At 34.1% G+C, this 15,206-nt stretch carries 10 protein-coding genes; 7 read left to right on the forward strand and 3 right to left on the reverse strand.

Features of this window, described 5'->3' with window-relative positions; all coding sequences use genetic code 11:
- Window positions 1–168: 168 nt before the first annotated feature.
- From AAGD19_RS00745 to AAGD19_RS00755, 3 genes are all read right to left on the reverse strand, one after another.
- Window positions 169–345, reverse strand: coding sequence for a twin transmembrane helix small protein (locus AAGD19_RS00745; protein WP_341747906.1), 177 nt, complete (start codon window positions 343–345; stop codon window positions 169–171).
- A gap of 61 nt (window positions 346–406) precedes the next feature.
- Window positions 407–2,686 (reverse strand): NADP-dependent malic enzyme, encoded by a 2,280-nt coding sequence (locus tag AAGD19_RS00750; RefSeq protein WP_341747907.1) that lies wholly within the window; start codon window positions 2,684–2,686, stop codon window positions 407–409.
- A gap of 38 nt (window positions 2,687–2,724) precedes the next feature.
- Complete coding sequence (locus AAGD19_RS00755) at window positions 2,725–3,654, reverse strand: AEC family transporter (protein WP_341747908.1); 930 nt, start codon at window positions 3,652–3,654, stop codon at window positions 2,725–2,727.
- Window positions 3,655–4,012: 358 nt separating this feature from the next.
- On the opposite strand from AAGD19_RS00755, the gene yidC reads away from it, so the two are divergent.
- From yidC to AAGD19_RS00790, 7 genes are all read left to right on the forward strand, one after another.
- Window positions 4,013–5,701, forward strand: coding sequence for a membrane protein insertase YidC (yidC, locus tag AAGD19_RS00760; protein ID WP_341747909.1), 1,689 nt, complete (start codon window positions 4,013–4,015; stop codon window positions 5,699–5,701).
- Window positions 5,691–6,299: a ribosome biogenesis GTP-binding protein YihA/YsxC gene (yihA, locus tag AAGD19_RS00765; RefSeq protein ID WP_341747910.1), complete on the forward strand. Its 609-nt coding sequence runs from the start codon at window positions 5,691–5,693 to the stop codon at window positions 6,297–6,299. Before yidC ends, yihA begins: the two co-directional genes overlap by 11 nt.
- Entirely contained in the window at window positions 6,253–7,167 is a 915-nt protein-coding gene (locus AAGD19_RS00770; protein WP_341747911.1) for an acetylglutamate kinase, read from the forward strand. The genes yihA and AAGD19_RS00770 overlap by 47 nt, the downstream gene beginning before the upstream one ends.
- A 98-nt stretch (window positions 7,168–7,265) precedes the next feature.
- Window positions 7,266–7,553, forward strand: coding sequence for a VirB3 family type IV secretion system protein (locus tag AAGD19_RS00775; RefSeq protein WP_341747912.1), 288 nt, complete (start codon window positions 7,266–7,268; stop codon window positions 7,551–7,553).
- Between the two features lie 32 nt (window positions 7,554–7,585).
- Window positions 7,586–10,000 (forward strand): VirB4 family type IV secretion/conjugal transfer ATPase, encoded by a 2,415-nt coding sequence (locus AAGD19_RS00780; protein WP_341748407.1) that lies wholly within the window; start codon window positions 7,586–7,588, stop codon window positions 9,998–10,000.
- 7 nt (window positions 10,001–10,007) lie between these two features.
- On the forward strand, window positions 10,008–12,929 hold the full coding sequence (locus AAGD19_RS00785) for a type IV secretion system protein (RefSeq protein WP_341747913.1): 2,922 nt from the start codon (window positions 10,008–10,010) through the stop codon (window positions 12,927–12,929).
- Window positions 12,916–15,201 carry a palindromic element RPE1 domain-containing protein gene (locus AAGD19_RS00790; RefSeq protein WP_341747914.1) on the forward strand — a complete coding sequence of 762 codons (2,286 nt, stop codon included), beginning with the start codon at window positions 12,916–12,918 and terminating at the stop codon, window positions 15,199–15,201. The genes AAGD19_RS00785 and AAGD19_RS00790 overlap by 14 nt, the downstream gene beginning before the upstream one ends.
- Window positions 15,202–15,206: the final 5 nt, after the last annotated feature.

Genomic DNA, 15,206 nt, shown 5'->3' on the forward strand with positions numbered 1-15,206 from the left:
CGAAGCAATCCAAGAAACAATCTAATAGATAAATGATGTTACTGGATTGCTTCGTCGGCCTTACGGTCTTCTCTCTAATAGACGTATAAAGAAGCTGTATTTACTAACTTGCAACAGTTGTCCCTTGAAGACGACAACGCAATTCTTGATTTTCATCGAGTATATATACTATTTTGAAAGATAGAGAAAAGCAAGCAAACATACAGCAACTGCCTGAAATATAACCCGTAGTGACATTAATTTTGAGCTAAATTTTTTATCAAATTTCCCACCAATAGCCATAGAGACAATCCCTATCACTAAGACTAATGTAGTCAAGCTTAAAGCAATTAACGTATATATCATTAAAATTCCTCGAAAGAGTTATTATAACCTATTCATAAATAATATAAAATCCGAAAATTAATTATCTTTCGTTCAAGAGATTTATTGCATCTATACAGGCAAATGTGGCAATTTTTGTTATCTCACTTGCCGACGCTCCCATTTGTACTATTTGTACCGGATATTCAAAACCATTAATTATTGGTCCTATAAAAACACCTCCAGCTAATTCTTGCAACAATTGTGTTGATATTGCAGCCGAATGTAGACCGGGCATAATTAATACATTAGCAGGGCCTGATAGCCTACAAAACTTATATGAATTACGATTAGGGTTCAGAGCAACATTAGCTGACATTTCGCCATCATATTCAAAATCTAGACTCATACTATCTAAAATTCTAACAGCTTCCCGTACTCTATTTGCCTTTTCTCTCATTGGATTACCAAAAGTTGAGAAGGAAAGTAGTGCAACCTTTGGCGTCATTCCCATATTTTTTGCTATATTAGCAGTCTGCAAGGTTATTTCTACAAGATCTTGCTCATTTGGCAGTTCAGCCACACTATTATCAGCAATAATTATATTATGCTCCTTGGCAATCAGAATGGAATAACCTAAAATTCTGTTATTTTCTTTGGCTTCCATTACCTTCATAATATCCTCTAAGCTACTATAATAGCTCTTTGTTACACCAGTAACCATACAATCAGCATCGCCACAAGCTACCATGATAGCTGAGAATATATTTCTATCACTTTTAACTAGTCTAGCACAGTCACGGTATAAGTAACCTTTACGCTGTAACCGGCTATAAAGAGTATCTATATATTTATCAAGATTTTGGTTAATAGCAGCATTCATTATGGTAATACCATCTAAATCATAATTCATACCTATTCTATTTAAAACAGCAGATATTTTATCAGATCTACCAACTAGGATAGGATGAGCATGCGAAGTATCCCGCATACTCATAGCAGCTATAATTACCTCTTCCTCCTCACCTTCAGCAAAAACTATTCTTTGAGGTGTTGACTGTTGAATTCTCTCAAATAATAGATTCATGTAATGAGAGGTAGGATTTAACCTACTTTCCAGCTCCTTTGCATAATTCTTAACATCAAATTCGGTAATTTTAGCAACCCCACTATCTATAGCAGCTTTAGCTACCGCTACCGGAACAGTGGTAATTAATCTTGGATCAAATGGTACAGGAATTATGTAATCTGGACCAAAAAACATTTTTTTACCAGGATATGCTTTATAAACTTCATTCGGAACAGCTTGTCTTGCTAATTCAGCTAAAGAAGTTGCTGCCGCTATTTTCATTTCCTGATTAATAGTAGTAGCTCTAACATCTAAAGCTCCACGGAAAATATATGGAAATCCCATAACATTATTAATCTGATTATTATAATCAGAGCGTCCAGTAGCAATGATTGCATCGCTTCTAACTAGCTGTATATCCTCCGGAGTAATCTCTGGGTCTGGATTAGCCATGGCAAAAATGATAGGATTTGCAGCCATGCTAGCTACCATTTCTTTAGATACTGTTCCTTTAACAGATAAACCAAGGAATACATCGGCTGACTTCATAGCATCACTCAGAGTTCTAAGATCGGTCTCGACTGCATATAATTCTTTCCATTTGTTCATGCCTTCTTGCCGACCTTGGTAAACTACCCCCATTTTATCACATAGTATAACATTTTTTTTGTCTACACTAAGAGCAATTAGTAATTCAATGCAAGCAATTGCCGCTGCCCCTGCACCACTTACGACAATTTTTAGACTATCAAATGAACGATTGGTAAGATAAGCTGCATTAATTAAACCTGCAGCAACAATAATAGCCGTGCCATGCTGATCATCATGAAAAACAGGTATCTGCATACAGCTTTTTAATTTTTCTTCAATTATAAAACATTCAGGAGATTTAATATCTTCTAAATTAATGCCTCCAAAACTGTAATTAAGATATTTTACTGCATTAACAAACTCATCAGGGTCAGTCGTATCTATTTCAAGATCAATAGAATCAATATCCGCAAAGTTCTTGAATAAAACGGCTTTTCCTTCCATTACGGGTTTCGACGCAGCTGCACCTATACTACCAAGGCCAAGAACTGCCGTACCGTTAGTTATTACAGCAACTAAGTTACCTCTAGCAGTATATTTATAAATATCATCTATATTTTTCGCAATTTCAAGACACGGAGCTGCTACCCCTGGCGAATAAGCCAAAGCCAAGTCATGTGCAGTATCCAAAGGCTTAGTTGTCACAATAGCAATTTTGCCTGGATTACCTTTTTGATGATATTCTAAGGCTTTGAGATAATTTATTTTATTCATTTCACCCATGATGTTATTCCTTCTTAATTACTTCAAGTGTTTATTAGTTATATCATCCACATAAGAACTGACAATGATACTATTGAAAAAAGTGTTGTGAACGTAATGATTGATGCCATAGATTCTGGATCACCACCAAGTTGGCGTGATAGAACGTAAGCAGTGCTAGCACACGGCAGACAGCTATACAGGACACCAACTGATTTAGCAGTACCAGTTATTGACATTAGTGACAACACAATTATTGTGACAACAGGAAAAGCCACTAACTTAACAAAACTAGTAAGCAATACATTTTGTAAAATAGCACCACGCATAAAAAATTTGAGACTTGCCCCAACATTTAGCATGCCTATAGCTAAAGCAGAGTTGGACAGGCTAGATAAGGTTTTTTTTATACCAAGATGTAATTCTAAACCAGAATAATTAAAAAGAAATCCAATTATACTAGCTATAATCAAGGGATTTTGTACTATCAATTTAAGTATCAATATAAAGCTAGCTTTAGGCGACTTAGCTACTGAACTATCAGGGATATAACGTGCAAAAATCATTACTGATATGATATTAGTAAAAATGATCATATAGGATGAAATCACAGATACTATAGCAAGTCCCTCCTGACCCAAGAGAGGACTACTAACACCAAAAAATATATAACTATTAAAACGTATTGCACCTTGAAAAGTTGAAGTAAACTGAACCTTGTCAAAATTGGTTTTCTTCTGATAGATAATTAAAGCCAAAGAAATAATAGAGGTGGAGATGATTAATGCAAATACCAGTTTTATTATAGACGATGCATTTAAATCGGCTGCAGATATATTATTAAAAAGCATAATAGGGAAAAGAAAAAAATATGATAATTTCTCTAATCCTCGCCAAAATTCTTCAGAAGTCAACCATTTCCTTTTGATAATACTACCAAACAAGGGAATCAACAAAACAGGTAATGTACTAGAGAAGATTTCGTTCATCAGTTTACAATTATCCCAATTAGCAATTGGCTGTAAATATTATGTTATACCCCAATTCGGCATAAGAATTGACAAATTCTTATGCCGAATTCGCGTGTTACGATTAAAATTTTACCTCGCATAATATCAGAGTTTGATTGCAAATCAAGACGTATACTCAAATGACCCTTTGAGTATCAATCAAATTTCTTGATTATTTTGCTTAAATCTTATAGAACTCATAGGGAAGTCTAATGAAGATCCTAAGATGAGGGAGCTATTTTTATTGTATGTACCTAAATTAATTATATATAAAAAGACTTAGTGGAATCAAATATTCTGATATATTCTAGTAAACTTAAATTATTTTTAGACCGTGATGAATCATAACATAGTTAACTTGGTAGCTGCCATTGTCTTGTCCCTTGGTATTATTTTTGGATGGCAATATTTTTACGATAAACCAAGATTACAAAAATTAGAACAGCAAAATAAAATATATAATAAGCAAGTTCAAGAGTTAAAGAAAAAGAATGTTCAAGTAGAAGCCTCTAAAGAAGCTGAATCCTTTGTTGCTACCAAGAGAATTCAGATAAACTCAGAATTACTTTCCGGATCGATTGCTTTAAAAGGGTTAAGGTTTGATGATTTGGTTTTATTGAAGTATAAGCAAGATCTATCAAAAGACAGTAAGCCTGTTGTATTATTTGCTCATTCTCAGTCAGAAGAAGCCTATTTTGCAGAAATAGGTTGGTTTAATAAAGATAACAGTACTATCCTTCCTGATAGCGAAACTCTTTGGCAGGCTGATAATGATGAGTTAACTCCTGAAAAAGCTGTAAATTTATCATGGACTAACAAAGATGGGGTTAAATTCTTGGTTACTATTAGCATGGATAGTAATTACTTGTTCACCATAGATCAAACTACGGTAAATGATAGTAAGCAGCCAATATCAGTTCAGTATTATGGACTAATTAACCGTAAATATACTGGCAAAGAGAAAGTGGCTAATATCCTGCATCAAGGACCAATTGGTGCTATTGATGGTAGGCTTAAAGAACATTCCTTTGATGACTTAAAAGATAAAAAGACTGAAAAATTTCCGCAAGGCGTTGTTGATTGGATTGGCATAACAGATAAATATTGGCTAGCTTCCTTAATTCCGGATAAAATTAGCAAGTATAGTTCTAATTTCAATTGTGTAATAAAAAACGGTATTGAAAAATATCAGGTTGACTTCATTTCACCAACTCAAACTATAGAAGTAGGAAACAAATTTACTATATCACAAAGATTATTTGCCGGAGCAAAGAAAGTTGATTTATTAGATAAATACGAAAAGCAATATAATATTAAGTTATTTGACCGGGCAATTGATTTTGGTTGGTTTTATATAATCACTAAGCCAGTCTTTAATGCTATGAACTTTTTCTATCACTATGTTGGTAACTTCGGTATTAGTATCTTGATTGTAACTGTTATCATAAAACTGCTAATGTTTACTCTAGCTAATAAATCATATCGTTCGATGAAAAAGACAAAAAATCTTCAGCCTGAAGTCGAGAGAATTAGGACTTTATATGCTGATGATAAAATGAGGCTTAACCAAGAAGTTATGGCATTGTACAAAAGAGAAAAGGTTAATCCCATAGCTGGTTGTCTCCCCCTTATTGTACAAATCCCAGTATTTTTCTCAATTTATAAAGTGTTAAATGTAACTATTGAGATGCGTCAATCACCATTTTTTGGTTGGATAAAAGATTTATCTGCTCCGGATCCCACAACAATTTTCAACTTGTTTGGATTACTGCCATTTACGTGTCCAAGCTTCCTGATGATTGGTGTATGGTCCATTTTTATGGCTCTGACTATGTTTCTACAGCAAAGGATGAGTCCAGAGCCAGCTGATCCAGTTCAAGCTCAAGTAATGAAATTTATGCCGCTGGTTTTCTTAGTAATGTTTAGTAGTTTTCCAGCAGGATTACTGATTTACTGGTCTTGGAATAACATTTTATCGATAATTCAACAATATTACATCAATAAGTTAGACAATAATGTCGGTTGATAAGGTTACAAAACTTTTCCGTCAAGAAGTAAAATTCATCGCTGGTGTGGCAAAAATAAATCAGTTTCCTAGCATATTTTTGCCAGAAATTGCATTTGTCGGCAAATCAAATGTTGGCAAGTCAAGTTTGATTAATAGTATATGTAATAATTCAAGTCTTGCTAGGGTGTCTAATACCCCTGGTCGTACTAGGCAAATAAATTTTTTCTCCCTTGCCGATAAACTTATTTTAGTTGATCTTCCTGGATATGGCTTTGCAGAAGTACCAATATACATAAGGCAGCAGTGGGAAACCTTAATAGCATATTATCTCAGAACGAGTTTAAACCTCAAATTAGTAAATTTATTGATTGATGCTAGAAGAGGAATAAAGCAAAATGACGTAGAGATTGCTAAATTATTACTTTCTTGTAATAAAAATTTTCAAATTGTTTTTACAAAGTCGGATAAGGTAACACATAGAGAAAACCTAACAACGATAACACAGAATTTTCTTGCAACTTTAGGCTACTCCTGTAATGTAATTTATACAAGTAGCAGGAGTAAAGAAGGTGCAAAAGAATTGCAGTTTAATTTGGCAAAATGCATTAAATTATAAAGAAAAGGAGGGGAAAGGTTTTGCCCGTGTCAAAGATACTAGCCTAATTAAAGACATAATAAGACGTAGTAGTGAAGTTAGAGACCAAGTCATGGTATTTAAGCTACCGTCATTAATTATTGATGATGACAAATTGTTAACGAATTTTGCAGAGGTAATACAGTTACTTGACAGTTGTGGTATTAAAATCTTTATAGTTCATGATCATACTAATTTGGTAAATGATACGCTAAAATTGTTTGGCTGTGATGAAAAATTTATCAATAATATTAAGGTAGCCGATTATAAAAGCTCGCAGATTATGGAAATGGTTCTGTCTGGCTATATTAATAAGCGTATAGTTTCAAAGCTCTGTAGTTTAGGTTGTTATGCTATTGGTATTTCCTGCAAAGATGCTAATCTTATTCAAGCTAAAAAATCAAAATTATCACATAGGAGAGACAGTAATCAAGCTGTAATAGATATTGGGTTTGTCAGTGAACCAGTTATAATAAACCCTGAGATTTTAATAAATTTTGAAGATAGTAATATTATTCCTGTTATAACACCAGTAGCTAGTGATGAAAAAGGCAATACTCATCTACTGGATGTAAATCTGACGACCTCGATAATTGCTTCCTCATTAGATGCAGATCATTTAGTATTATTATGTGATGGGATAGAATTTGCCGGAGAGAAGTACATACGAGTAAGGGATATTAATGTATTGAAAGAGATGTTGAATAATACTGTTGATCCTGAAAAAGTTAGCTTGCTTGAAGCAGCTTTAAGTGCTATTCAAAACAGTAGCAATTATGTACATTTTCTCAATTCGGCTTTCCCTGATTCGATATTGTTAAGTATGTTTATAAGTAAAGAATATGAGTGAACCCCAATTTGGGATAAGAATTAGTTAATTCTTATCCCGAATTCGCGTAGTGAGTTATAGATTTAATTTTTGGTAAAAAAGCAAAAGAGAGGTAATTTATGTCAGGCAGTTTAGTATCAGACCCGTTATTTGTCGGTTTAACAAGACCTGCAATGATATTTGGTGTGAGTATAAAATTTGCAGCACTTAATATGATTATATCTATGTCATTATTTATTCAAAGTAATAGTGTTATGAATTTGCTTGTTGCTTTTGTGATTCATATGATAGGGTATGTAATATGTTTTAAAGAACCAAGATTTATAGAATTGCTTTTAAATAAATCTTCTAAATGTAGTCAGTGTCCTAATAAATCATTCTATGGAGCGAATTCATACGGTATCTAGGTTTTATGAGCAAAGTATAAAATGACAAAATGATAAAATTATCTGTAACAAAAATAGCCAAAGAGTCGAGATCTAGGAAAGAAAAACCTGCTTCTCATTTTATTCCTTATAAATGCCATTGGGATAGTAATACTATTTTAACTAAAAATAATGAATTATTACAAGTAGTAAAAGTAGGTGGTTTCTCCTTTGAAACAGCCGATGATGAAGATTTAGATATTAAAAAAAATATCAGGAATTCGTTACTTAAAAATATGTCATCAGGCAATATTGTGATGTATTTCCACACGATCAGGAGACGCAAACCAGTGATTTTTGATGGGCTTGAATATACCTCTGACCCTACCATAAAAGTACCTAATGATTTCACAACTTATTTATCAAATGAATGGCGTAAGAAACATGCAGGTTCTAGGTCGTTTTTTAATGAATTATATGTTAGTATTCTTTATAGACCAGATAAAGCTGGGGTTGCTATAATCGAATATTTCATTAAAAAGCTGATGCAAAAGTCTGATAAATCAGCTTGGGAAAATGACATGCGAGATATGCAGGATAGTTTGCGAGAAATGTCCTCAAGAGTAGTTAATACATTCCATAGTTATTCGGCGAGGTTACTTGGCGTACGCAAGTCAAATAGTGGCTATTGTTGTGATATTATGGAATTCTTGGGTACTTTGGTGAATTGTGGATCTTCAATGCAAATGGCCGTTCCAAGAAATTCAATAGACCAATATCTCCCCACTCATAGATTGTTTTTTGGTTCTAGATCTATAGAAGCACGTGGTCCAAAGGGTAGAAGATACGCCGGTATATTAAGTATTTTAGAGTATGGACCATCTACGTCAGCTGGAATTTTTGACGGATTTTTACAAATGCCTTTTGAGTTTGTAATGACCCAAAGTTTTGTTTTTGCTAATAGGACAGTGGCGATTAGCAAAATGCAACTACAACAAAATAGAATGATTCAAGCAGGGGATAAAGCTGTATCACAAATTGCTGAAATCTCTCGAGCACTTGATATGGCTACCAGTGGTGATATTGGTTTTGGAGAGCATCATTTTTCGCTTCTATGCTCTGATAGTAATTTAAAATCCCTTGAGGATACCCTATCTATGGCTTCTGTTGAACTCTCCAATTCTGGAATTCAACCTGTTAGAGAAAGAATTAATATGGAACCAAGTTATTGGGGGCAGCTTCCTGGAAATATGGATTATATAGTAAGGGGTTCGACTATAAATACTTTAAACATGGCTAGTTTTGCATCTATGCACAATTATCCATTAGGTAAGGTTTTTAATAATCACTGGGGAGAATATGTAACTGTACTCGATACTACCTCGGGAACACCTTTTTATTTCAGTTTTCATGTTAGAGATGTTGGGCATACTCTGATCATTGGCCCAACTGGTGCTGGTAAAACAGTATTAATGAATTTTTTATGTGCACAAGCACAAAAATTTAAACCTAGAATGTTTTTCTTTGATAAAGACCACGGTGCTGAAATATTTATTAGATCACTTAATGGGATTTATACCACAATTGATCCAGGAGGAGAATGTAACTTTAATCCTTTGCAACTTGATGATACTGGGGAGAATAGAACATTTATATTAGAATGGCTTAAAGTATTGGTGACTTCTAATGGAGAGTCGTTATCATCAGAAGATAATAAGATTTTATCACAAGCAGTAAGTGGTAATTTTAAGTTAGAGAAAAAAGATAGAAGATTAAAAAATGTTGTAGCATTTTTAGGCATAGATGGTCCTAATAGCTTAGCAGGCAGGATTGCTATGTGGGTTGGTAAAGGCTCTCATGCTAGAATATTTGATAATGAGGCAGATAATATTGATTTGCAGCAAGCTCGAGTATTTGGCTTTGATATGACCGAACTGTTAAAAGATCCAGTTAGTCTTGCTCCTGTGCTACTATATATTTTCCATAGGATTAGTATTTCTTTAGATGGTCAAAGAACTATGATAGTTCTTGATGAGGCGTGGGCTTTGATTGATAATCCAGTATTTGCTCCCAAAATTAAGGACTGGCTAAAGGTTTTGCGTAAGTTAAATACTTTTGTAATTTTTGCTACCCAAAGTGTTGAAGATGCAGCTAAAAGCAGGATTAGTGATACCTTGATCCAACAAACTGCAACACAAATATTCTTACCAAACCTTAAGGCAACTGATATTTATCGTAGTGCTTTTATGCTTAGTCAACGTGAATATATTTTGATAAAAACTACAGATCCAACATCGCGTTATTTCTTAATAAAACAGGGGGTAGATGCAGTTGTTGCAAAAATAAGTTTAGATGGTATGACTGATATTATCAATGTTCTTTCTGGTCGGGTTGAAACAGTGTTATTGTTAGATCGGATTAGAGAGAAATATGGTAATGATCCTGAGAAATGGTTACCGGTATTTTATGAGGAAGTAAAATCACTTTAGTTAATTTATGCATTATAATTTTATAAAAAATTTACTTAGTGGGACAAAAATATTTGCTAAAATAGTAGTGCTATGCAGTCTACTAAATTTTACTATTATCCATAATAGTTATGCAGAAGAAAAAGGTACTTTAGATACTATAACTGGTATTCTTTTAGGTTTAACCTGTGAGACTCAAGGTGTTGGCGACTTATTACGTACAGAATTCTCTCACACTTGTATACCAGCATCATTTTTTACCTTTGCTGTTGCTAATATAATTTCGCCAGGATTATATGCAAATACCATGCTACGTCTTAAAATAAATGACCATGAATTATTTGATGGAGATTACCCTGGAGGACAATGTGCAAGAAATAATAAAATTGATCCAAATGACCCTAAATTAACCTTTGCATTTTGTAATAATGTTAAGCTAGCAGCTGTTAGAGTACAGGCAATAACCATTTCTGCTCTTGCTATTGCTAAAGCCGTATTAACCGGTTCTGATCCGTGGGAAGAGATTATGAATGCATGGAAAAGCAATAAAGCATCATTTCATACTATTTATAAGGACACAAAAGATGGTTATTCTGGTGTAATGTTGGACGTACCTATACCAGTTATTTTTAAAGTAGTAAAAATAAAAGATACCATGTGTGTGGCTGCTCCTACTATATTAGCAGATTGGGTATCAGTTGGCTGTAAGTATATTAGAGAACCTTACCCTGAATCGATCTATGCGACTTTTATGAGTCTTGATGGTGGAACTAAGAAAGGTCCTAATACCGCTACTGACCCAATGGCAATAGTTGATTGTGGTTTATCATCTTCTAGTTGTTACCAAAGAGCTTATAATAATTCTAAGGCAGCCATCGTTATCTCTTCACCATTAATAGAATGTATTAAAGAAATGACAGCAAGATTACTGGTTAGTAAAGATGTTTGTACATTTGATGATATTAATAAAGTAATTAATTCAAGCAAAAGAGAAAGTAGCATATTATTTCAATTTCAACGTAATATGCACCGCACTGTTACCGCTTTATTGACTATATATGTAATTTTCTTTGGTTTTAAAATTATACTTTCTGGTGATGTTCCTCCTAAAAATGAAATAATTAATTTTGTATTAAAGATGTTGTTTGTAACCTATTTTTCTGTAGGTATAAACATTACTCCTGGTAGTAATTCTGACTATAATCGACTAGATGGTATGGTACAATGGGCTTTTCCTTTATTATTAGGAGGAATAGATACACTTGCTGGTTGGGTTATGAATGCTTCTCCATCAGAGTTGTGTAAATTTGATGCTAAAGATTACGATAAAAATCTTTCTTATATGGCATTATGGGATTCATTAGACTGTCATGTAAGCCATTATTTAGGATTAGATATCCTATCAACCTTACTGGTAGAAAATCAATATAAAAATCATGATTTCAAGAGTTTTGACTTTTTTAGTTTCTCAGCCCCACCTTATGTATATTTACTGATTCCTGCTATTATTTCAGGTAACATGACTCTAGTATCCTTGGCACTGTCCTATCCTTTATTAGTGATTTCTGTTGGAGCGTTTATGGTGAATGCTACAGTGATGTGCATGATATCTATAGTAATATTAGGTGTTTTAGCTCCTATTTTTGTGCCAATGTTTTTATTTGAATATACTCGTGGTTACTTTGAATCATGGGTAAAGTTATTAATATCATTTTTGCTACAACCTATGGTAGTGGTAACCTTTCTGATTATGATGTTTTCAGTTTATGATTTCGGTTTTTATGGTCACTGTAAATATGAAAGTAAACCTATACAAAATAGTATAGAAAGTGAAGGAGATGGAAAAAGAAAGGTAAAAATATTTTATGTTAATACTAATTGGGATGGATATCTTAATAAAGACGATGTTAAAAGTTGTAAGAATAGCCTAGGTTATATGCTTAATAATCCACTTGCAACAGTTTTTGATTTTGCCAAAGATAACCTAAATGAGATAGTGAAAGAAAAACCAGGTAGTGGTAGTACAAGCGATCATTTATCTAAATACCAATTTTTGCAGGGCATTATTATGGGACCCGGTATGTTCTTTGTATCACCCAAATTAGTTTTTGAGAAAATTAAGGATATTGCTCTAGCTTTAATTACTGCCTGCTTTACTTTGTATTTAATGTATCACTTTAGTAGCCAATTAGCAGAGTTTGCGGCTGATATGACTGAAGGTGTACCTCTTAGTGGTGTTGCCATACATCCACAAGCAATATACAAAGCTGGTATGGCTGCTCTTGGAGCTGCTGGTAAAATGCAGGCGGCTGATAAAGTAGCTAGAGGTGCTACTAAGGATATGGGTGGTGGAGGTGGATCAGCTGAAGATACTGAAGCTACTGGTGGTGAATCAGCAGAAGATAGCTTAGACACCAGCGGTTCATCTAGAGATACTGTATCAACAACAGGAGGAGGTGGTGGTAAGTCTCTAGGTGGTGGACTTCCTATCTCTCCAACCCGTCATATAGCAGAATCTACTGCAGCTAGTGTATCTGAATCGAGTTCTTCAAATGCAGGAGGTTCTTCAAGGGAATCAAGGGCTAATTTGCAGACTATTGACGAACCTATTCTACCTCCAACTAATAAAATAGTAGAAACAGAGGATTTTGTTAATAGATCACCACAGATAGCTACAACAAATACACAAGAATTAGGAAGGACAGTAGAGAAATCAAGTCCTGCTAAGGAATTACCAAAAGAGCAAAAGACCCATGAGTTACTCTCTAAAACTTTGGGAGGACTTGAGGATTCTAATATACAAGCTGGAAAGGCTGGTGACATTAAACAAGAAATAAAAAATCGTGAGGAAAAAGTTAGGAAGGAAAGCTATCTTAAAACTAGACCAGCTAAGAAAACTACAACTGCTAGAACTAATGTAAAAAAAGATGGCTCTGATGAAAATTCATAAAGTCACCAACTGTACAAGTTTAAGTAGGTATAATAGTCCTCGATGTCATTCCAGCGTAGGCGGGAATGACATTAAGGGAAACAGGAATAGACCTCTTTCGAAACTCGCTTATGCTGAGAGATTTGAAGGAGACGCGGAACGCAGAACCGCAGCGTACTCTAATGTACGTGAGGATTCGAGTACCGCATCGACGTACAAATCGCCAGCAGAAGTAGAGTTTCGAAAGAGGTCTATTGATATAAAAGGAAGCAGGAATAACACCTTAAGGCTGTTATACCTATTTAAAACTTGCCCACTTGTTAAAGTCATAAAAGTTTTTATACAATGTTGTTTGGTACTTTTCTCAAGCAAAGTTTTTGCTGGTTTTGGAGATCCGTGTCCATCAGTTTCATTTGCAGTAGATGATTATTTAAGACAAAACACAGCTTACGGGCATCTTCTATATAGTATTGATATGACCGGTACTCCTAATGGGTGTGATGCAACTGACCCACAATTTAAATTCTGTCTAAAAAATAAAGATGGTAGTCCTATAGAGTGTAAAGTTATTACTCTTAATTTAAATGATTCTAAGCGTCTTAGTGAGTTAAGCACTGATAATAATCCCGATTTAGGTGGAAATACTTTATTAAAAGATACTATTTTAACAGTAAAAATTATTGATAAAAGATTATGCCTAGTCATGTCTACCTCAAAAGGACAACTTCCACTAGCTTGTAAAAATACTACCACACCAACTCCGATACCACCACCAAACGAACAATGCCGGAATATAGGTAAAACTTGTTATATGGGTACTACAAGAAGTCAGTCATTACTTAATTTTTCTGGCTTAGCTGTAGATTGTGTAAAGGAAACTCTAGATAAAGTTTTTTTTCGTTATAGTAGCTGTGATCCAAAAAATGATCAGATTAGTTTGACTGCCCTTAATCCTTTCTCAACCTTCCAAGAATCTTTGAAAATATCTATTAGGGTGGCGTTAATATTATATGTTATGTTTTTTGCTGTTAATATGATTTTAAGCAAAGAATATGGTAATTTAGATAAAATAGCATCTTTTGTTATGAAGCTAATAGTTGTCACTTATTTTGCTACAGGTCTTGGACCAGTATATTTTAAAGGTGGAAAGGAAACTACCGAAAATGGTATGCTTCAGTATGGTTTACCATTACTCACGGAGCTTACTCCACAATTTGCCCAAATAGTTTTTAATGCTGGTGGCTCTCGAGGATTATGTGAGTACGATACTAGTAAGTATAAAGATGGGTATAAGTTTTATGCACTTTGGGATGTTGTTGATTGCAGGATAGGTTATTATTTGGGTATGGGACTATATTATAACACAGAATCCGTTTTAAACGGCATTCCTAGTAGGAGTGTGCCGGGCAAAAATAAAAATAATCCTGTAAACTTTAAAAAACCTGGAAATGAAGCTCCGGATGCATTGAGGAAAGTGGGAGGATTCAGATTTCTTACTGTAATGTTTGGTCTATTATTATCTGGACAAATAATAATAGTAGCATCTGGAATAATATTTTCTGTAATATTTGTTTCAATAATTTTATATTTTATAACACACTACTTAGTATGTCTAGTTACCATATATGTCATGACCTATATTTCTCCTATATTTATTCCTATGGTTTTATTTACTAGAACCAAAGCATATTTTGATGCATGGCTAAAAATTTGTATATCTTGTGCAGTGCAACCCGCAGTGGTGGCTGGTTTTATTGCCTTGTTACTTACTATGTATGATTCGGCAATATACAAGAATTGTGAGTTTATGAGGCATGACTATACGTATAGCAGTGATGTTCAGTTTAGTACTTTTGAGCTTAGATTACCAAATGCTAATACTGATGATTGTAAAAATAGTGCTGGATATAAATTATTGCGATATTATTCAGGGGAAGGTTGGGAGAAGCATCTTTTAAGTCTTTTTCCAATTAAATCAATTGTTGTAGATGTCGTATCACTGTTAGTAGACTTACTTTATGTATTAATTTTTTCAATTATTTTTTATTATTTTTCAAAATCAATTAGTCAGTTTGCTGCCGAGCTTACTGGTGGTCCTATCATGGATTCTGTAACAGCTAGTCCTACTAAGATAGTTGATATGGTTAAGAAGGGGGCAGAATTTATTGCCGATGCTGCACAAAGCTCCGGTGGAAAACCACCGCAGAAAAATCCTTTAGAAAAACCAAGAAAAGGAGGAGAAGAAGCAAAAGATTCAGGTGGTGGTGGTATGAGTGGTAGTGGCGGTGGTTAACTTGG

The organism is Candidatus Tisiphia endosymbiont of Dascillus cervinus (genome assembly GCF_964026405.1).
Taxonomy (GTDB): Bacteria; Pseudomonadota; Alphaproteobacteria; order Rickettsiales; family Rickettsiaceae; genus Tisiphia.